This window comes from Cellulosimicrobium sp. G4 BAM 1002 (genome assembly GCF_057126935.1).
Map to the genome: position 1 here is coordinate 2,474,875 of NZ_CP182109.1, position 17,722 is coordinate 2,492,596.

Annotated in this window: 23 protein-coding genes; 9 read left to right on the forward strand and 14 right to left on the reverse strand. The window is 75.2% G+C overall.

What is annotated here, in order from left to right; genetic code table 11:
* Positions 1 to 108: 108 nt before the first annotated feature.
* Positions 109 to 876: an SDR family NAD(P)-dependent oxidoreductase gene (locus tag ACMXGY_RS11220; protein WP_483773074.1), complete on the forward strand. Its 768-nt coding sequence runs from the start codon at positions 109 to 111 to the stop codon at positions 874 to 876.
* A 111-nt stretch (positions 877 to 987) separates the two neighbouring features.
* Positions 988 to 1,689, forward strand: a complete 702-nt coding sequence (locus tag ACMXGY_RS11225) for a type 1 glutamine amidotransferase domain-containing protein (RefSeq protein WP_483773075.1) — start codon at positions 988 to 990, stop codon at positions 1,687 to 1,689.
* A gap of 3 nt (positions 1,690 to 1,692) precedes the next feature.
* Here ACMXGY_RS11225 and ACMXGY_RS11230 read toward each other — a convergent pair whose 3' ends face one another.
* The 6 genes from ACMXGY_RS11230 to ACMXGY_RS11255 are packed head-to-tail and all read right to left on the reverse strand — an operon-like array spanning position 1,693 to position 6,799.
* A complete protein-coding gene (locus ACMXGY_RS11230; protein WP_483773076.1) occupies positions 1,693 to 2,589 on the reverse strand; it encodes a LysR family transcriptional regulator in 897 nt (298 codons plus the stop codon).
* A gap of 33 nt (positions 2,590 to 2,622) precedes the next feature.
* Complete coding sequence (locus ACMXGY_RS11235; protein ID WP_483773077.1) at positions 2,623 to 3,723, reverse strand: DNA glycosylase AlkZ-like family protein; 1,101 nt, start codon at positions 3,721 to 3,723, stop codon at positions 2,623 to 2,625.
* A 42-nt stretch (positions 3,724 to 3,765) separates the two neighbouring features.
* Positions 3,766 to 4,602, reverse strand: a complete 837-nt coding sequence (locus ACMXGY_RS11240; RefSeq protein WP_483773078.1) for an alpha/beta fold hydrolase — start codon at positions 4,600 to 4,602, stop codon at positions 3,766 to 3,768.
* Between the two features lie 58 nt (positions 4,603 to 4,660).
* Entirely contained in the window at positions 4,661 to 5,212 is a 552-nt protein-coding gene (locus ACMXGY_RS11245; RefSeq protein ID WP_483773079.1) for a suppressor of fused domain protein, read from the reverse strand.
* Positions 5,209 to 5,922: a response regulator gene (locus ACMXGY_RS11250; protein ID WP_483773080.1), complete on the reverse strand. Its 714-nt coding sequence runs from the start codon at positions 5,920 to 5,922 to the stop codon at positions 5,209 to 5,211. The genes ACMXGY_RS11245 and ACMXGY_RS11250 overlap by 4 nt, the downstream gene beginning before the upstream one ends.
* 7 nt (positions 5,923 to 5,929) lie before the next feature.
* Complete coding sequence (locus tag ACMXGY_RS11255) at positions 5,930 to 6,799, reverse strand: sensor histidine kinase (RefSeq protein WP_483773081.1); 870 nt, start codon at positions 6,797 to 6,799, stop codon at positions 5,930 to 5,932.
* Positions 6,800 to 6,931: 132 nt separating this feature from the next.
* Between ACMXGY_RS11255 and ACMXGY_RS11260 the strand changes: the two genes are divergently transcribed.
* From ACMXGY_RS11260 to ACMXGY_RS11280, 5 genes are all read left to right on the forward strand, one after another.
* Entirely contained in the window at positions 6,932 to 7,642 is a 711-nt protein-coding gene (locus ACMXGY_RS11260) for an ABC transporter ATP-binding protein (protein ID WP_483773082.1), read from the forward strand.
* Entirely contained in the window at positions 7,639 to 8,427 is a 789-nt protein-coding gene (locus ACMXGY_RS11265) for an ABC transporter permease (RefSeq protein WP_483773083.1), read from the forward strand. Before ACMXGY_RS11260 ends, ACMXGY_RS11265 begins: the two co-directional genes overlap by 4 nt.
* On the forward strand, positions 8,424 to 9,131 hold the full coding sequence (locus ACMXGY_RS11270; protein WP_483773084.1) for a hypothetical protein: 708 nt from the start codon (positions 8,424 to 8,426) through the stop codon (positions 9,129 to 9,131). The genes ACMXGY_RS11265 and ACMXGY_RS11270 overlap by 4 nt, the downstream gene beginning before the upstream one ends.
* A gap of 79 nt (positions 9,132 to 9,210) precedes the next feature.
* Complete coding sequence (locus ACMXGY_RS11275; RefSeq protein ID WP_483773085.1) at positions 9,211 to 9,534, forward strand: hypothetical protein; 324 nt, start codon at positions 9,211 to 9,213, stop codon at positions 9,532 to 9,534.
* Positions 9,531 to 9,920, forward strand: a complete 390-nt coding sequence (locus tag ACMXGY_RS11280) for a hypothetical protein (protein ID WP_483773086.1) — start codon at positions 9,531 to 9,533, stop codon at positions 9,918 to 9,920. The genes ACMXGY_RS11275 and ACMXGY_RS11280 overlap by 4 nt, the downstream gene beginning before the upstream one ends.
* Positions 9,921 to 9,959: 39 nt before the next feature.
* On the opposite strand, the gene ACMXGY_RS11285 is transcribed toward ACMXGY_RS11280, so the two are convergent.
* The gene (locus ACMXGY_RS11285) at positions 9,960 to 10,436 is read right to left on the reverse strand and encodes a MarR family winged helix-turn-helix transcriptional regulator (protein ID WP_483773087.1); all 477 of its coding nucleotides are present in this window, start codon (positions 10,434 to 10,436) and stop codon (positions 9,960 to 9,962) included.
* A gap of 58 nt (positions 10,437 to 10,494) precedes the next feature.
* On the opposite strand from ACMXGY_RS11285, the gene yczE reads away from it, so the two are divergent.
* A complete protein-coding gene (yczE, locus tag ACMXGY_RS11290) occupies positions 10,495 to 11,133 on the forward strand; it encodes a membrane protein YczE (protein WP_483773088.1) in 639 nt (212 codons plus the stop codon).
* A complete protein-coding gene (locus ACMXGY_RS11295) occupies positions 11,130 to 11,693 on the forward strand; it encodes an NADPH-dependent FMN reductase (RefSeq protein WP_483773089.1) in 564 nt (187 codons plus the stop codon). The genes yczE and ACMXGY_RS11295 overlap by 4 nt, the downstream gene beginning before the upstream one ends.
* Before the next feature lie 19 nt (positions 11,694 to 11,712).
* Here ACMXGY_RS11295 and ACMXGY_RS11300 read toward each other — a convergent pair whose 3' ends face one another.
* The 7 genes from ACMXGY_RS11300 to aroH all read right to left on the reverse strand — a co-directional run bounded on the left by ACMXGY_RS11300 (position 11,713) and on the right by aroH (position 17,664).
* Entirely contained in the window at positions 11,713 to 12,867 is a 1,155-nt protein-coding gene (locus tag ACMXGY_RS11300; RefSeq protein ID WP_483773090.1) for a hypothetical protein, read from the reverse strand.
* Positions 12,864 to 14,357, reverse strand: coding sequence for a ribosome biogenesis GTPase Der (gene der, locus ACMXGY_RS11305; protein WP_483773091.1), 1,494 nt, complete (start codon positions 14,355 to 14,357; stop codon positions 12,864 to 12,866). The genes ACMXGY_RS11300 and der overlap by 4 nt, the downstream gene beginning before the upstream one ends.
* Before the next feature lie 63 nt (positions 14,358 to 14,420).
* Positions 14,421 to 14,795, reverse strand: coding sequence for an iron chaperone (locus ACMXGY_RS11310; protein ID WP_483773092.1), 375 nt, complete (start codon positions 14,793 to 14,795; stop codon positions 14,421 to 14,423).
* Positions 14,796 to 14,823: 28 nt separating this feature from the next.
* A complete protein-coding gene (locus ACMXGY_RS11315; RefSeq protein ID WP_483773093.1) occupies positions 14,824 to 15,771 on the reverse strand; it encodes an EamA family transporter in 948 nt (315 codons plus the stop codon).
* A complete protein-coding gene (locus ACMXGY_RS11320; RefSeq protein WP_483773094.1) occupies positions 15,768 to 16,550 on the reverse strand; it encodes a lysophospholipid acyltransferase family protein in 783 nt (260 codons plus the stop codon). The genes ACMXGY_RS11315 and ACMXGY_RS11320 overlap by 4 nt, the downstream gene beginning before the upstream one ends.
* The gene (cmk, locus tag ACMXGY_RS11325; RefSeq protein ID WP_483773095.1) at positions 16,547 to 17,305 is read right to left on the reverse strand and encodes a (d)CMP kinase; all 759 of its coding nucleotides are present in this window, start codon (positions 17,303 to 17,305) and stop codon (positions 16,547 to 16,549) included. Before cmk ends, ACMXGY_RS11320 begins: the two co-directional genes overlap by 4 nt.
* On the reverse strand, positions 17,302 to 17,664 hold the full coding sequence (gene aroH / locus ACMXGY_RS11330) for a chorismate mutase (protein WP_483773096.1): 363 nt from the start codon (positions 17,662 to 17,664) through the stop codon (positions 17,302 to 17,304). Before aroH ends, cmk begins: the two co-directional genes overlap by 4 nt.
* Between the last annotated feature and the right edge of the window lie 58 nt (positions 17,665 to 17,722).

Sequence of the window (17,722 nt, forward strand, 5' to 3'; positions counted from 1 at the left end):
CTCCCGCACCCCCGCCACGGACCTGCGGGCCGTCGCGACGCCGTCGCGACACGCCACAGCACCGTCGCCCAGGGCGCGCCGCGGCCCACGCCGGGGCAGCCTGGACGGATGAGCACCTGGGAGGAACCGTCCCGCGTCTCGACCGTCGTCACCGGCGGCGCGCAGGGCGTCGGCCGTGCCGTCGCGGAGCACCTGGCGCGGCACGGACCGGTCGTCGTCCTCGACCCGGGCGGGGCCGAGCACGCCGACGAGCTCCGCGCCGCGGGCATCGAGGTCGTCACTGGCGACGCGGCCGACGCATCGGTCGCCGAGGAGGCGGCCCGACGCGCCGAGTCGCTCGCGCCCCTCACCGGGTGGGTCAACAACGCCGCCGTCTTCCGCGACGCCTCGCTGTCGTCCGCGAGCGCCGCGGACGTCACCGCGCTCGTCACCGCGAACCTCGCCCTCGCGGTCACGGGCTGCCGGACGGCGGTCGCGCACCTGCTCGCGCACCGCCGCTCGGGGGCGATCGTCAACGTCTCGTCGCACCAGGCGCAGCGCCCCGTGCGCGGCGCCCTCCCCTACGCCACCGCCAAGGCGGCGGTCGAGGGACTGACGCGCGCGGTCGCCGTCGACCACGGGCCGCAGGGCATCCGCGCGAACGCGGTGGCGCTCGGGTCGATCGCGACGCACCGCTACACGGCCTATCGGGACGCGCACCCGGAGGTCGACGCCCAGATGGCCGCGCTGCACCCCCTCGGGCGGGTGGGGACGCCGGAGGAGGTCGCGCACGTCGTCGCGTTCCTGCTCTCGCCGGCGGCGGGCTTCGTCACGGGTGCGGTCCTCCCGGTCGACGGCGGGCGGTCGGCCCTCGGCCCCGACCCGGAGGCCACCTGACCCTCTCCGCCGACGGCGCGGGTGCGTTCATCCATGCCTGCACGCGGCCTTCATGACGGCACGCAAGTTTGCCGATGACCCTGGCCGACCGCCGACACGCACCATGGGCGCATGGCACGCATCCTCATGATCGTCACCGCAGCAGACTCCTTGACACTGGCCGACGGCTCGGCCCACCCCACCGGCTTCTGGGCGGAAGAGCTGGTCGTCGCGCACCGGGCGCTGGCTTCCGCCGGGCACGAGGTCGTCGTCGCGACGCCGGGCGGTCGCCCGGCGCCCGTCGATCCCGGTTCTCTCGACGCGGCCGTCGTCGGCGACGACGACAAGGTCGGGGAGCTCGCCGCCTACCTCGACACCGTCGCGGCGGTGCTGGAGGATCCCGCAGACCTTTCCGCGCTCGACGCGACGCAGTTCGACGCCGTGGTGCTGCCGGGCGGGCACGGGCCTATGGCCGACCTCGCCCACGACCCGGCGGTCGGTGCCGCGCTCGTCGCGGCCGACGCGGCCGGACGCGTCGTCGCGCCGTTCTGCCACGGCCCGGCAGCGCTCCTGAGCGCCGTCCGCCCGGACGGGTCGTTCGCGTTCGCGGGCCGCCGGCTGACGGTGTTCACCAACGAGGAGGAGACCACGGGCGGCCTGGGCGCCAACACCCCCTGGTTCGTCGCGGACGCGCTGGCCGAGCGCGGTGCCGTCGTGGAGTCCGCCGCCCCCTGGAGCGGCCACGTCGTCGTCGACGGCAACCTCGTCAGCGGGCAGAACCCGCAGTCGAGCGACGAGGTCGCAGCCGCCGTCCTCGCGCTCCTCGCCGACTGAGCCTCATACCCCGGCCGCCGTGATCCGAGCGATCACGGCGGCCAGGTCGCGCAGGCTCCGGCTCGCCTCGAGCCGCCCCGACCGCGTGACCAGGTACAGGGTGTTGAGCGGCGCGACCTCCGGCCGGTGCAGCTCGACGAGCGAACCTGCTGCGAGCTGCTCCCTCACCAGGTAGCACGGGAGCACGGACATCCCGGCGCCCCCGACGACCGCCGCGCGCACGGCACGCAGGTCCGGCACGACGGCGGTCGTCGTCGCGATGTCGGGCCGGCGGCCGAACACCGACCGCCAGTACCGGCGGACGATCGGCAGGTTCTCGGCGTACGCCACGACCGGGATGCGCTCCAGCTCCTCGACGGTCACCTGATCGCCCTGCAGCTCCTGAGCCCACCTCGGCGCGCCGACGAGGACGAACTCCTCGTCGGCGACGGGCGAGCCGCTCAGGCCGTGGTCGCGCGGTCGCACCGAGCTCAGGACGACGTCGAGGTCGCCGTGCCGCAGGTCCTCGAGCAGCCCGTCGGCCACGCCGAGGTGCAGGCGCACCGGCGCACCGGCTGCCGCGACGAGCTCGGGCACGTGCCGCGCCAGCACCTCCCCGACGACCTCGGCCGCGCCTCCCACGTGCACGACGCTGCCGTCCGCACCCGAGAGCTCGACGAGGTCCTCCAGCGCGTCGAGATGCCGGGCGGCCTGCTGGGCGAGCAGCGTTGCTCGCCCCGTGGCGACCAGACCGGTGGGCGTCCGCTCGAACAGCGCATAGCCGAGCCGGTGCTCGAGCGCGCGCACGTGGCCCGACGCGGTGGGCTGCGAGATGCCCAGCAGCCTCGCGGCGTCGCTGACCGAGCCCGTCCGGTAGGCCGTCAGGAACGTCCGGAGATGGTCGAGGTGATGGTCCGCCACGGTCGCATGCTCGCACAGGGTCGCGCGTCCGGATCACCCGGTCAGCACGAGACGCAGGTCCCGGTCCAGCAGACCGCCCAGCCACGTGGCCGCCGCAGCGAGAGCGTCATGAGGTGCCGAAGTGCCGCCGAACCACGACACCCGGAGCTCGTCGGGCGTGGCCGTCCACGTCCCCGCGACGACGCCGCCCACGGTGACGACGGCCGCCCCGCGGCTCACGCTGGCGCGGCGCGCGGGCGGCACGACGTGCTCGTCGGACGTCCCCGGGCCGAGCAGCCACTGGTCGAACGGGGGCAGCAGGAGCACCGCCGTCGACGCGGGCGTCGCGTCCAGCTCGTCCGCGTCCTCCCGGAGCACGAGCGCGGTCTCGCCCTCGACGTCGACCTCGGTGAGCACGTCGCCCCGCAGGTCCGCCAGCCAGCGGTTCAGGCGCCCGCGCCCGGCGCCCAGCCCCTGTCCCAGCCAGTAGTGGACCCGGCCCTGCGTCGCGGGCCCGTACGTGCGCACGTACGCGACGACCGCGTGCCGGCCCGCCGCGTCGAGGTCGGGCCAGTCCACCCAGCGCGGGTTCGTGTCGAGGCGCTGGAAGGCCGTGCGCCCGTCGCCGGACGGGGCGAAGCTCATGTCGCCGAACCACGCGAGCGGCTTGAGCAGCGTGTCCGTACCGTCGCCGAACGACGGGCGCAGGTGGGCGAACCGGCCGTGCGACGCCACTGCGTCACCGAGCTCAGAGCGCGTGAGCGGGCCGCCCGCGAGCGCGTCACGCACGACGGCGCGGAGGTCCGGCCAGTCCGCAGGCGTCAGCCGGTAGTACTCCTGCCAGCTCGAGCGCTCCCACATGCGGCCGGCCCGGCGCAGCGCGAGGTAGGCGCCGCCGTCCTCGGGCGTCAGGAAGTGCGTCGCGCCTCGGAACGCGTACGTCCGCACGAGCCGCCCGTCCGCGAGCGCCCGTGCGACCTCGCCCGGCTCTGACACGCGCTGCCGCACCCGCACGGCGAGCTCGGCCGCGTCGTCGGACGCGGCGGGCACGGCGCCGAGCCGCGCGACGATCCCCTCGGCCGGGTCGTCGCCGACCGGGTCGAGCAGGTGCCGCCGCGCCCGCCATGCGAGTGCCTGGGCCCAGGTGATCGCCACGCCTCGCAGGCTAGCGCCGGGCTCCCACACGCGCCGTCGGCGTCAGACCACCGGCCCCGCGCCGCGCGCGACCTGGAGCACGCGCGCCACGCCCGGCTCGTCGGGGTCGTCGGTGATGTCCCGCCCGTCGATCCACCGCCCGATGACGTGGGCGAGCTCGCCGGGGTGGCTGAAGTTCATGGCGTGAGCGGCGCCTTCGATGGCGACGACCGTCACGTGCGGCGGCGCGAGCGCCGCGACCTCCCGCACGCGCCACGGCGGCGGCATCAAGGGGTCGCGCGTGCCGATGACGGCGAGCGTCGGCACGGGTACCCGGACCATGCGCTCGAGCGACGGGAAGCGGGTCAGCTCGGCGAAGACCTGCAGCGCGTTCAGCGGGCCGAACCGTGCGTAGTCCGGCACGGCGATACGCGCCATCCGCGGGCTCTCCCGTCCGGCGTCGCGCGCGAGCTGGGACAGGGCGCGCACGAACGGCTGGTTGTGCACACCACCGGCAGGCGACGCGAGCACGATGCCGGCCACCCGCTCCGGCGCGGCGTGCGCGACCTCGAGGCCGACCGGACAACCCATCGAGTTACCGACGAGGACGACGCGCTCGAGCTCGAGCGCGTCCAGCAGGTCGAGCAGGGACCACGCGAGGGCCGGGATGCCGAGCGCGTGCGCCGGCGCCTCGCTGCGCCCGTAGCCGGGGAGGTCCGGGACGACGTTGGTCGCCCGCTGCGCGAGCCGTTCCGCCGTCGGCACGAGGCTCCTCCCCGAGACCGCGAACCCGTGCACGTGCACGAACGGCACGCTCCCCGGGACTTCCGGGCTGAGGCGGACGAAGACGTCGCGCCCCTCGACCTTGACGCGTCGTGTGCTCCATCCTTCGTCGGACATGGGTCGATCCTGGCAGAACCCGTGCTGCCGCGCCCTGGCGGCGACGACCGGTGAGTGGTCAGCCCGGCCGGGTGACGTCGAGCAGCGCGTCGATCGAGCCCGCCGCCTCGACGAGGCCGGACCAGCCACGCTCCGACGCGGTCTGCGCCTCGGCGTCCGTGAGCAGCCGCAGCGTGCGGACGTGCCCGACCACGGCGCCGTCGGGGTCGCGCACGTCGTCGAAGTCGGTTCCCCACCGCGAGCCCGTCGCCATGATCGCGGCGATCCCCGTCCCCGACAGGAACGGCTCGCCGTTGCGCCACGGCGTCTCCAGGGGTGGCGTCCGGCGGTTGAGGGCGACGTCGTCGCACACGATCCGCAGCGCGACCATCGCGGCGCCCTCTTGGCCGTCGGCCACCTCGACCGCGAGCTCGACGGGTGGGCCGCCGTCGACGGGGAGCCGCGAGACGCCCGCCGTGACGAGCGTGAGCGGACCACCCTCCGGTCGCTTGGCGACGACCATGACCGAGCCGCCTATCCGCTCGTCGAGGAGGGCCGGGGCGGTGCCGAACGCGTCGAAGACGTGGTTCGGGAACGCGTCGCGGCTGGAGGCGAGGGGGACGTCGGTCATGGCCGGAGCCTAGCCTCGCCGCGAGGTCCGGAGGCGGCCCGTCCCGACGCGTCGGGGGCGACGAGCCCGTGCTCGTATGCGGCGATGACGAGCTGTGCCCGGTCGCGTGCGCCGAGCTTGGCGAGGAGGTTGCCTACGTGGGTCTTCACGGTGCCCATCGAGATCGTCAGGTGCGCGGTGATCTCCTGGTTGGACAGCCCTTGCCCGACCAGGGCGAGGACCTGCGCCTCGCGCGGCGTGAGCGCGGCAGGTGCCGTCGGCGGCCGTGACGAGGGCCGGTCGACGTAGTGGGCGACGATGCGCGTGAGGATCGAGGGCGCGAAGAGCGACTCCCCGGCGTGCGTGCGCCGGACGGCGTCGACGAGCGTCTGCGGCTCGGCGTCCTTGAGGAGGAACCCGCTCGCCCCCGCGCGCAGGGAGCCGTGCACGAGCTCGTCGAGCTCGAACATGCTGAGCACGAGCACCCGCGTGGTGGCGAGGTGGGGGTCCGCGACGATCCGGCGGGTCGCGGCGATCCCGTCGCCGCGGGGCATGCGGACGTCCATGAGCACGACGTCGGGGCGCGTGGCGCGCGCGAGTGCCACCGCCTCGTCTCCCGACCCGGCCTCGCCGACGACCTGGACGCCCGCCGCGCCGTCGAGCACGAGGCGCAGCGAGTGCCGGATGAGCGGCTGGTCGTCCGCGACGAGGACCCGCACCGGCTCGTTCATCGGCCGCTCATCCGTGCTCCCCCGGCCAGGTCGCCACGAGCCGGTACCCGCGGACGCCGGGCCCGGCGGTGATCGAGCCGCCCAGCGCCGTCACGCGCTCGCGCAGGCCCAGCAGTCCCGTGCCCGCGCCCGGGTGCGCGCGCCAGCCGGGCGCGGGGCCGTCGTCGTCCACGACCAGCCGCAGGGTGGCACGGTCCTGCGAGAGGACGACGCGCGCGTGCGTCGGCCCGGCGTGCCGCAGCACGTTCGCGAGCGCCTCGCGGGCCACGGTGCACACGGCCTGGGCGGTGCTCCCGGACACCGCCGGCAGGTTGGCGCCCTCGAGCTCCACGTGGAGCCCCGCGGAGCGCGCCTCCGCGACCACGCGCGGCAGGTCGTCCAGGGTCTCGGCGGGTCGCAGCGCGGACTCGTGGTCGGGACGCTCGCCCGGGGAGCGCAGGAGCGCGAGCATCCGGCGCAGCTCGCTCGTCGCGGCGCGGCCGGCGCGCTCGACGTCGGCCAGCGCACGAACGCGCTCGGCGTCCGCGTCCGGCCCGCTGACGGACCGGGCGGAAGCCGCGCGGACGGTGATGAGGCCGAGCCCATGCGACGCGAGGTCGTGCAGGTCGCGCGCGATGCGCAGCCGCTCCGCCTGGGTCGCGCGCTCGGCGGCCCACGCCGTGAGCTCGTCCTCGTAGCGGCGCCGCTCGCGCCGCGAGCGCACGAGCGCCCATGCGAGCACCGCCACAGCCGTCGCCGCCAGCGCGAGGAGGGCCACGAGGGCCGCGACCGGGGAGTCGATGCCGACGCTCGCCGCGACGAGCGCGAGCGCGACGAGCGCTCCACCGGCGACCGGCCACGCCCGCGAGCGCAGCACGGGCCGGGTACGGGTCTGCACACCCGCGAGTCTAGGGACGCACCGCCCGCGGCACATCGGACCACGGTCCGACGGCCCAGGGACCGAGCGTCCGCCAACAGGTCCCGACCGCGGTCCGATGACCCGTGCCCGGGGCGCCGCTGGGATGGGGGCATGCTCACGATCGACTCGCTCGTCAAGCGTCACGGGCCACGCACCGTGCTCGACCACGTCTCCTTCCAGGCGGCCCCCGGGAGGATCACCGCCTTCCTCGGGCCGAACGGCGCCGGCAAGTCCTCCACGCTCCGCGTCCTGCTGGGCCTCGACCGCGCGGACGAGGGCCGCGCGCTCGTCGACGGCCGCCCGTACCGGTCCCTGCGGGACCCGCTCCGGGTGGTCGGGTCGATGCTCGACGGGTCCGGCGCCCACCGTTCGCGGCGGGCGCGCGACCACCTGGCGTGGGTCGCGCGGAGCAACGGCCTGCCGCGCGGCCGGGTCGACGCCGTCCTCGACCAGGTCGGCCTGGCCGAGGCGGCGCGCGTGCGGGTCGGGCGGTTCTCCCTCGGCATGGGCCAGCGGCTCGGCCTCGCGTGCGCGCTCCTCGGGGAGCCGACGACGCTCGTGCTCGACGAGCCCGTCAACGGGCTGGACCCCGAGGGGATCCGCTGGATCCGCGGCCTCCTGCGCGCCCACGCGGACGCCGGCGGGACCGTCCTGCTGTCCAGCCACCTCATGGGCGAGGTCGCGGGCACGGCCGACGATCTCGTCGTGATCTCCGCGGGTCGGGTCGTGGCGAGCGGGACGCTCGACGCCGTGACGGCCGGGTACGACGATCTCGAGCAGGCGTTCTTCGCGCTCACCGCGACGCCGGAGAGCGCCCGATGAGGGTCTGGCGCGCCCTCGTCGCCGAGCTGCGCAAGGCGCTCACGCTCCCGGCGGTGTGGGCCGGGGTCGGGGTGGCCGTCGTCGGGTCGGTGGCCCTGACGTGGCTCAACGCGACCGGGGTGCGCGACGCGCTCCTCGCGGGTCGTCCGCAGGACACCGCGTTCGGCTCGGCGTTCGACACCGCGTTCGCGGCCATGCCGCTCGGCACGGTCGGGGCCGTGGTCCTCGGCGTCGTCGTCATGGGCAGCGAGTACACCGCGAACAGCACGGACGCCGGCGGCGGCCGCCAGATCACCACGGCCCTCGTCGCGGTCCCCGGCCGCACGACGCTCCTCTTGGCGAAGACCGCCACCGTCGTGCTCCTCGTGCTCACGACGGCTGCCCTCGCGATCCCGTCGTCCCTCGTCGTGGCGGAGGCCGTGATCGGTGACGCCGCGACGAGCACCGTCCCGGTCGCCGACGCGGTCGTGCGATGCCTCGGCGGCGCGCTGTACTGGACGCTCACCGCCCTCATCGCGCTCGCCGTGACCGTCCTGACGCGCAGCGGCGTCGTCCCGCTGATCGTCCTCGTCGTCAACAGCTCGCTCGTGTCGTTCTCGCTCCTGCTGACGTTCCTCACGCCGCTCGCGCACTGGCTCCCGGACATGGCGGGCCGGCGGCTGTTCGGCGGCGTCGCGACCGTCGACGGCGGGCTCGCCGCGGGCCCGGGCGCGCTCGTCATGACCGCGTGGGCGCTCGCGCTGCTCGCCGTCGCAGGGGTCGTGCTGCGCCGGAGGGACGCATGAGGGCCGAGCTCGACAAGCTCCGCACCCTGCCCCTGGCGGTCCTCGCGGCGGTCGCCGCGCCCGTCCTCGGGTCGCTCGTGGCGGCGGCGCTCGCGGCGTCGGCGGCGGAGGCGGACGTCGCGGTCGCGCCCGTGGACCTGGCGCTGCGCGTCGTGCCGTTCGTCGTCGCGGTCCTCGCCCTGCTCGGCGTCGTCCCGGTCGGGCACGAGTACGCGGGGCGTCAGGTCCTGACGTCGCTGGCCGCCGTGCCGCACCGGGGCCGGCTGGTCGCAGCCAAGACCCTCGCGACGGCCGTCGTGCTCACCGCCACGTCGGCCCTCACCCTCGCGGCGGGCTTCACGACGGCGCTGGTCGTCCAGCGCGTCGTCGAGGCGCCGGATGCTGCCGACACGCCCGACGCGACGCGGCTGCTCGGCGCCACGGCGTACCTCGTGCTCGTCGGCCTGCTCGCGCACACCCTGGCGCTGCTGGTCCGCCAGCTCGTGCCCGCGCTCGTGGCGGTGCTCGTGCTCGTGGTCGTCGTGCCTCCCGTCGCGGCGCAGGCCACGGACCTCGCCCGGTGGCTGCCCGACCGCGCCGCGACGACCTGGTACGACCCGGCCCCCGGGCTCCTCGACGCGCCCACGGGGACCGTCGTGGCGATCGCCTGGCTCGGTCTCCTGGGTGCGGCGGCGTGCGCGCGCTTCCTCCGGAGCGACGCGTGAGGTCGAGGGACCACCACGCGTAAGCCCGGCTCGAGAACTGGGCTCCAGGACGTCCGCGACGAGACGGTATCTTCGGGCCGTGCGCGACTGGAATCACCTTCTCGACGAGGTACTCGCGAAGCCCGGCATGTTCGTCGGCACGCCGGCATTCGCACCCGTGGCAGCCTTCGTGGAGGGCTTCGGCACCGCGCTCGACGACGGCACGCTGGAGCGGTTCCGCACCTGGCTCGCCGGACGTTGCCACCAGCCACAGAGCCCCCTCGCGTGGTCGGAGCTGGTCCTCGACGACGCGAGGGTACAGACCGATGCAGGGACGCACGTCGACGATGACACCGGCTCGATCGCGCACCTCAGGTCGCGACTCTCCGAGCTTCTTGCGAGCGAGAAGGATCATGCGAGATGAGCTTCGACGTCTTTCTCCAGCGCTTCGTGGACGGCGAGACGGCGGATCTCGACGCTCGTGCTCTGCGGGCGGTGATCGACTCGTACGCCGTGCGCGACGACCGCTCGGGGAAGGTCCGGAGTCTCTCGTTCGACGACGGGAGCGCGGAGATCTACGGCGCCGACGACCTCTCGCGCGGCCTGATGCTCACTCACGTCGGGGGCCTGCACGGTTGGGACGTGATCGTCGAACTCGCGAAGGTCGGATCTCTGGCCGTCCTCGCGGTCGGTTGCCCAACGGCCGTACACGACGCGCGCCTCCTGCCGCACCTCCCGGAGGAGCTACGCGACGACGCGGTGGTCGTGGCGGACGGCGCCGATCTGCGGGCCAAGCTGGCACTGAGCTAGGACTCGCTGACACGACGTGTCCCGCCCTGGTGCCACTGCCTACGAGAGGTCGCCCACCTCGGCGACGACGCGCTCGGCCAGCGCCCTGAGGGCGGTGAGCTCCTCGGGCGTCGCGAGGTCGACGAGGTGCCGGCGCACGGACTCGACGTGCGCGGGCGCCGCGTCCCGGAGCGTCGCGAACCCGCGGTCGGTGAGCACGACGACGGCGTTGCGGCCGTCGTCGGCGTCCGGCTCGCGCGTGACGAGACCGCGCTTCTCCATGCGCGCGAGGTGATGGGAGAGCCTGCTGCGCGACCAGAGCATGCGGGCCGCGAGGTCGCGCAGCTGCCATCGGTGCCCCGGCTGCTCGGAGAGCGTCGACAGGACGTCGTAGTCGGGGTCCGACAGGCCCGAGTCGCGGGCGAGGTCGCGTGCGAGCGCGACGGGCAGGACGGTCTGCATGCGGCGGTAGGCGCGCCACGCGCGCTCCTCGTCGGACGTCAGCCAGCGGGTCTCGGTCTCGTCTGGGGTGGTCACGGGACCAGCATCGCACACTCGTTGACATGTCATCGAGACCCGTGATTGTATCGATGACATGTCAACGACACGTCGCCTGACCCAGCTCGTGGTCGGTCTCGCTCTCTTCGGAGCGAGCATCGCGCTGCTCGTCCGGGCCGAGCTCGGCCTGTTCCCGTGGGACGTCCTGCACCAGGGCGTCGCGCGCGCCGTCGGCCTGCCGCTGGGCGTCGTCGTCATCCTCGCGAGCGTCGTCGTGCTCCTGCTGTGGGTCCCGCTGCGCCAGCGCCCCGGGCTCGGGACGGTCGCCAACGTCGTGCTCGTCGGCCTGTTCGTCGACCTCACGCTCGCCGTCCTGCCGACCGTCGAGGGCCTGCCCTGGCGCGTGACGCTCCTCGTCGCGGGCGTCGTGCTCAACGCCGCCGCAACAGGGCTCTACATCGGGGCCGGCTACGGACCCGGACCGCGCGACGGCCTCATGACCGGTCTCGCGGCCCGCGGCTCGTCCCTGCGCTGGTCCCGGCTCGCGATCGAGCTCGTCGTCCTCGCGGCGGGGTTCGCGCTCGGCGGCACCGTCGGCGTCGGCACCGTCGTCTACGCGCTGGCCGTCGGGCCGCTCGTCCAGCCCTTCCTCACCCTGTTCACCGTCCCGCTCACCCCGCCCGCGCACCACCCGTCCGCGAGCGCCGTCCCCACCACCTCAGGAGACCCCTCGTGAAGCTGCTCGTCGTCGTCGCCAGCACCCGCCCCACCCGGACCGGCCCCGCCGTCGCGGACTGGTTCCTCGCCCAGGTGCCGGCCGACCCGGAGCTCGAGGTCGACGTCGCCGACCTCGCCGAGATCGCGCTGCCGTTCCTCGACGAGCCCGTCGACGCACACTCCGGCAGCTACGTGCACGCCCACACGCTCGCCTGGAGCGCGCGCGTCGACGCCGCGGACGCCGTCGTGCTCGTCATGCCCGAGTACAACCGCGGGTACACCGCCCCGCTGAAGAACGCGCTCGACTACCTCGCCGACGAGTGGCGGGACAAGCCCGTCGGGTTCGTGTCCTACGGGATGTCGTCGGGCGGGATGCGCGCGGTCGAGGCGATCACGCCCGTCGTCGTCGCGCTCGGGATGGTGCCGGTCGCGAGCGCGGTCACGGTGCACCTGCGCCAGCGCCTCGGCGACGACGGCCGCCTCCACGACGACGGCACCCTCGCCGCCGCCGCGCGACGCATGCTCGGCGAGGTCCGACGCCTCACGGCCCTCCTCCGCCCGGTGGGTGCCGTCGCCTGACCGCAGCAACGGGCTCCGCTCAGTCGGTGCGGGCGGCACGCCGCGGCGTCCGACGGCGCTCGTCGTCACCGCCCAGCGCGACGCCGAGCGCCGCGAGCACGAGCAGGTCCACGACCAGCCCCGCGACGCCGACCCACTGCAGCGCCCGGAACACGAGCAGCTGCGTGAGCAGCAGCGACACGAGCACGCCGCGGCGCACCCAGACGGCGCCCGCGCGACGGTCCGCGCTCTGCCCGCCGCGCGGCCGCAGCACCCCAGTGACGACGCACGCGACGGTCGCCGCGACCCCGACGGCGATCCCGGCGCCGACCCACGACGGCACGTCGATGTCGCGCACGAGCACGCGGACGCCCGCGATCAGCGACCCCGCCGCCGTCCCGAGCACGAGCACCACGACGAGCACCCGGGCCCACCGCCGCTCGAGCGCGGCGGAGAACCAGTCCGACGACCGACGCACGAGCGCGCGGACCGGGTCGGGGAGGTCGACGTCGTCGCGCGGCACGGCCTCGACGAGCGCCGCCACCTCGTCGGCCCCCGGCTCACCGCGGCCGAGCTCCGCGAGCGCCCTGGCCTCGTCGCGCGCCGCGTCGGTGAACCCGCCCGCGACCCCGGCGACCGCCCGGTCGGTGGCCACTGCGAGGTACTCCGCCGCGTGGTGCCGACGGCGCCCGTGCAGCGCCTCGACCACGAGCACGAGGGCCACGACGGTCGCGTAGATGAGCGCCGCCGTCGGTTGGTAGAAGTAGTCGTTGTCCGCGGTGACGAACTTGCCGATCTCGTCGACGAACAGCCCGAACCCGACGCCACCGAGCACCGCTCCGAGGGAGCGCAGCACCGGGCCGACGAAGGACAGCAGCACCACGATCCCGAGCGCCATCCCGAGCCCGCCCCACAGCACGTGCGCGACGTGCAAGTCTCCCCCGCCGACCTGCGGGTAGCCGGAGGCGGCGAGGAGGAACCGCGTGACGAGCACGGTGGCGACCGTCACGACGAGGAACGTCACGAGGTGGCGCACCGCGGCGGTGTCACGGGCCACGCCGAGCCGCAGCGCGCGCCCGCGCCGGTCCATGCCGCTGCGGGGGGCGCGCGTCCCGCGCGGGGCACGGTCCGCCGTCGGGCGCCCGGACCGGTCCGGACCGCCCGAGGGCGGGACGCTCCCCGCGCGCAGGCTCACCGCTTGCGCTTCTCCCGCACTCGCACGCTGATCTCGATGGGCGTGCCCTCGAACCCGAACGTCTCGCGCAGACGGCGCTCGATGAAGCGGCGGTAGCCCGCCTCGAGGAAGCCCGTGGCGAAGACGACGAACCGCGGCGGGCGCGTGGACGCCTGCGTCGCGAAGAGGATGCGGGGCTGCTTGCCGCCGCGCAGGGGGTGCGGGTGCGCGGCGACGAGCTCACCGAGGAACGCGTTGAGGCGACCCGTGGGGATGCGCATGTCCCACGACTCGAGCGAGCGCTGGATCGCCGGCACGAGGCGGTCCGTGTGCCAGCCGGTGCGCGCCGAGACGTTGACGCGCGGCGCCCAGGTGACCTGCACGAGGTCCTTCTCGATCTCGCGCTCGAGGAACGGGCGACGGTCCTCGTCCATGAGGTCCCACTTGTTGTACGCGATGACGAGCGCGCGCCCGGCGTCCACGACCTGCGAGATGACACGCGTGTCCTGCTCGGTGAGCGGAACCGAGGCGTCGACCAGGACGACGGCGATCTCCGCCTTCTCGATCGCGGCCTGCGTGCGCAGCGACGCGTAGAAGTCGGCGCCCTTGGTCTGGTGCACACGGCGGCGGATGCCCGCCGTGTCGACGAGGACGTACGGGACGCCCTTGATCGACACGAGCTCGTCGACCGGGTCGCGCGTGGTGCCCGCGGTCTCGTCGACGACGACGCGGTCCGCACCCGCGATCTTGTTGAGCAGCGACGACTTGCCGACGTTCGGGCGACCGATGAGCGCGACGCGACGCGGCCCGGTCGGCCGCACCTCGCCGTGCTCCGACTCGGTCGGCAGGGCCTTCATCGCGGCGTCGAGCAGGTCGCCCGTGCCGCGGCCGTGCAGGGCCGAGACGGGGTGCGGCTCGCCGAGGCCGAGGGCCCACAGGTACGCGGCGTCCGCCTCGCCCGACTGCCCGTCGACCTTGTTGGCGCACAGCACGACGGGCTTGCCCGACTCGCGCAGGAGGCGCACGACGCGCTCGTCGGTCGCGGTGGCGCCGACCGTCGCGTCCACGACGAACAGCACCGCGTCCGCGAGCGAGATCGCGACCTCGGCCTGCTCGGCGACCTTGTGCTCGAGCCCGGCGACGTCGACCTCCCAGCCGCCCGTGTCGACGAGCGTGAAGCGGCGCCCGGCCCACTCGGCGGGGTAGCTCACGCGGTCGCGCGTGACGCCCGGCTTGTCCTCGACGACGGCCTCGCGGCGCCCGATGATGCGGTTGACGAGGGTCGACTTGCCGACGTTGGGCCGTCCGACGACGGCGAGGACGGGCAGCGGGGCCTCGGGCTCGTAGCCCTCGATCTCCTCGCCGTCGGCGTCGAGCAGGACGAGGTCGGTCTCCTCGAGCTCGTAGTCCTCCAGGCCGGCGCGCAGCGCGCGCTCGCGCGCCGCGTCGTCTGCGACCTCCGCGGACGGCGTGACGGGCTGGGCGTGGTCGGGTGTGGTCATGGCATCCATTCTCCCAGGCCGCGGGCAGGACGGAGAACGCGACGTCGCGAGACCCCTGTCACGGCCGGCGGATCAGCCCGCGGCGCCCGCGTGACGCTCCGCGAGCAGCGCCACCACAGCCCGCACGACGTCGTCCGGCACGGGCTCGGCGAGCGGGAACCGCAGCGTGCCCTTGCCGTCCTGGTAGCGCGCGAGGCTGCGGGCCAGGTCGTCGTCCGCGACGTCCGGGACCGGGTAGAGCGAGACGTGGTGGGCCCATCCCGCGAGGTAGACGACGTAGCGGTCGTCGAGCGTGAACGTCGGGATCCCGTAGCTGATCCGCTCACCGAGGCCGGGGACCGTGTCGTGCACCACGTCACGCAGGTGCGCGACGACGTCACGCGTGTCCGGGGCGAGCGTCACCAGGTACTCGTCCACGGTCGTGGGCTTGGCCGGGCTGTCGGTCATGCGTCCTCCCCCTCCGCCTGGCGCGAACCTACCGCGCGGTGGGCGAGCCCGCGAGGCGCACGAGCACGACGCCCGCCACGACCAGCACGCCGCCGACGCCCTGCACGACGCTCGGCACCTCGGCCAGCAGGAGCCACGCGATGAGGACGGCGAACAGCACCTCGGACAGCCCGACGAACGAGGCGAGCCGCTCCCCCATGCGCACGGTCGCGGCGACGCCCGACACGTACGCGAACGCCGTCGCGACGAGCACGACGACGGCGAGCGGCACGTACCAGGGCGTCGTCGTCCCGAGCACGGCGACGTCGACGAACGGCGCGGCGAACGGCAGGACGCCCACGAGACCGGCCAGCCCGAGCGCGAGCGCACCCACCCCGAGGCCGGACGCCGCGAGCGCGACGGCCGGCAGCCGCGTGGGCCGGGCGGACAGCACGAAGTACGCGCCGAGCCCGACGGCCGCCCCGAGCGCGAACAGCACCCCGACGAGGTCAGGGCGCGCGCCTGCGGGGTCCACGACGAGCACGAGGCCCGCGATCGCGACGACGCACCCGGCGAGCGTGAGCCGCGGCGGCACGTGCCGGGTGCGGGCCCAGGCGAGCCCGACGAGCAGGACCGGCGCGAGGTACTCCACGAGCAGCGCGATGCCGACGGGCATGCGTGCCACGGCCGCGAAGTAGCACAGCTGGGTCCCGGCCACGGCGACGAGGCCGAAGCCGAGCACGAGCCGCCACTCCTCGCGCAGCAGGCGGTGGCTCCCACGCAGCGCGAGCACGGCGATCGGGACGAGCACCAGGGCCGAGCACAGCGCGCGGGCGAAGACGGCGGCACCCGGCGTCCACCCCGCCTCCAGCAGCGGCTTGACGAACGGGCCGCTCGCTCCGAACGCGAGCGCCGACGCGAGCCCGAAGAGCACTCCCGTCCCCGGGCGGTCGCCGACGGCACGCGGTGCGTCGAGCGTGCCGGGCGTGGCGGTCACCGCGGTGGTTCCGGGGAGGCCGGGGGCCGTGGCGGTGCCGGCGGCGGCGTCGGCGGCGTCGATAGTGACGCGCGCTCTCGGTTCGGGTCGTCGGTGGGCAGGACCACGCCGGTTCGGGCGACGGTGTCGGCGACGAGCTCGGCGAGCGTCGTGCGGATGCGCTCGTTGGCGTCGACGAGCGCCTGCCGGCCGCTCACGCCGGGCGCGCGCTCGACGTCGAACGGCTCGCCGAAGCGCACGACGAGCCGGCGCCGCAGGCCCGGGAGGTGGTTGACGCCCTCCCCGGTGCGGCGCGTCCCGAGGACGGCGACGGGCACGACGCGCGCGTGCCCGTTGAGCGCGAGCCACGCGACCCCCGCACGCGCGGAGGTGGCGTCGCCCCGCCCGCGGTTGCCCTCGGGGAACACCCCGACGGCGCCGCCGCGCCGCAGCACCGCGAGACCGGCCGCCAGCGCGCGACGCCCGCCGTGCCGGTCGACCGGGATCTGGCCGGCCGCGTGCAGCACCCAGCCGATCGGGCCGACGAACATCTCCTCCTTGACGAGGACGTGCAGGGGACGCGGCGCGACCCCGAGCACGATCGGCCCGTCGACGAAGCCGGTGTGGTTGGCCGCGAGCACGACGGGCCCGTCGGTCGGCACGAGGTGCGCCCCCTCGACCTGCGTGGCCCACACGACGCGCGCGAGGAACCGGCCCACCCAGCGCGACCACGCCGGCCCGGCCGGGGACGGCACGCGCTCACGCCCCCGCTCGCGCGCGACGACCTCGGGGCGGCTCACGGCGTCGCGCGGGGGCCGACCACCCGCCCGGTGACCCGCTCGACGACCTGCAGCACGGCGTCGATCGTCTGCTCGAGGTCCAGCTCGGACGAGTCGACCGTGACGACGCCGTCCGCCGCGACGTGGAACTGCGACACGGTCGCGTCGTCGCGGTCCCGCCGCAGGACCTGGTCCTTGGTCGCCTCGACGGCGGCGGCGTCGGCGGTGCCGTGCACGTCGAGCGAGCGCCGCGCGAGACGCGCCTCCTCGCTCGCGGTGAGGAGCACGCGCGCGTCGGCGTCCGGCGCGACCACGGTCGTGATGTCACGACCCTCGGCGACGACGCCGCGCCCGCCCGCGAACCCGTCGGGCGTGCGCTCGGCCTCGATCACGGCGCGCTGCAGGCGCCGCAGCTCGGCGCGCACGCCGAGGTTGGTCGCGACGGCGCTCACGGCGGTCGATATCTCGGTCGTGCGGATCGCCTCGCCGACGTCGGTCCCCTCGACGTGGACGGTCGGTGCCGAGGGGTCGAGCCCCATGGCGAGGGGCATGACGCGCACGGCGTGCGCGACCGCGTCCTGGTCCGTGAGGTCCTCGCCGCGGTGCAGGCACCACCACGTCGCGGCGCGGTACATCGCGCCCGTGTCGAGGTAGGCGAGGCCGAGCCGGCGGGCGACGCCCCGGGACACGCTCGACTTGCCCGAGCCCGAGGGCCCGTCGATCGCGACGGTCAGCGGACCCGTGTGCAGAGACGAGCCGCCGTCGGCCGCGCTCACTGCGCGAGGTCCTTGCGCAGCGAGGTCGCCCCGTGCAGGTACACGTGCTGCACGGCCGACCGCTCGACGTCGAGCTCCGCGTGGGCCATGAGCCGCACCACGCGCGGGAGAGCGCCGGGGACGGCGATCTCCGTCGCGCACATGAGCGGCACGTCGCCGAGCCCCATCTCGCGCGCCGCCGCCGCCGGGAAGTCGGAGACCAGGTCCGGCGTGCACGTGAAGAAGATCGAGATCAGGGACGAGGTGTCCGCGGCGTTCGCGTCGAGGACGGCCTGGACCAGCTCGCGCGTGCGGGCGAACAGGTGCTCGCGGTCGTCGGCGTCGAGCTGGGTCGCGCCCCGGATGGCCCGGACGGGCATGGGTCGTGCTCCTTCGTGCGGTCCGGTGCGCCCGGCGGCGCCCCGGTCGGTGGTGACG

Coding starts and splice junctions, on each gene's coding strand:
- ACMXGY_RS11250 (WP_483773080.1), bottom strand. CDS start 5,922: ATGAACGAGCCGGTGCGGGTCCTCGTCGCGGACGACCAGCCGCTCATC.
- ACMXGY_RS11265 (WP_483773083.1), top strand. CDS start 7,639: ATGAGGGTCTGGCGCGCCCTCGTCGCCGAGCTGCGCAAGGCGCTCACG.
- der (WP_483773091.1), bottom strand. CDS start 14,357: ATGGATGCCATGACCACACCCGACCACGCCCAGCCCGTCACGCCGTCC.
- ACMXGY_RS11240 (WP_483773078.1), bottom strand. CDS start 4,602: ATGTCCGACGAAGGATGGAGCACACGACGCGTCAAGGTCGAGGGGCGC.
- ACMXGY_RS11280 (WP_483773086.1), top strand. CDS start 9,531: ATGAGCTTCGACGTCTTTCTCCAGCGCTTCGTGGACGGCGAGACGGCG.
- ACMXGY_RS11270 (WP_483773084.1), top strand. CDS start 8,424: ATGAGGGCCGAGCTCGACAAGCTCCGCACCCTGCCCCTGGCGGTCCTC.
- yczE (WP_483773088.1), top strand. CDS start 10,495: ATGTCAACGACACGTCGCCTGACCCAGCTCGTGGTCGGTCTCGCTCTC.
- ACMXGY_RS11310 (WP_483773092.1), bottom strand. CDS start 14,795: ATGACCGACAGCCCGGCCAAGCCCACGACCGTGGACGAGTACCTGGTG.
- ACMXGY_RS11220 (WP_483773074.1), top strand. CDS start 109: ATGAGCACCTGGGAGGAACCGTCCCGCGTCTCGACCGTCGTCACCGGC.
- ACMXGY_RS11260 (WP_483773082.1), top strand. CDS start 6,932: ATGCTCACGATCGACTCGCTCGTCAAGCGTCACGGGCCACGCACCGTG.
- ACMXGY_RS11225 (WP_483773075.1), top strand. CDS start 988: ATGGCACGCATCCTCATGATCGTCACCGCAGCAGACTCCTTGACACTG.
- aroH (WP_483773096.1), bottom strand. CDS start 17,664: ATGCCCGTCCGGGCCATCCGGGGCGCGACCCAGCTCGACGCCGACGAC.
- ACMXGY_RS11245 (WP_483773079.1), bottom strand. CDS start 5,212: ATGACCGACGTCCCCCTCGCCTCCAGCCGCGACGCGTTCCCGAACCAC.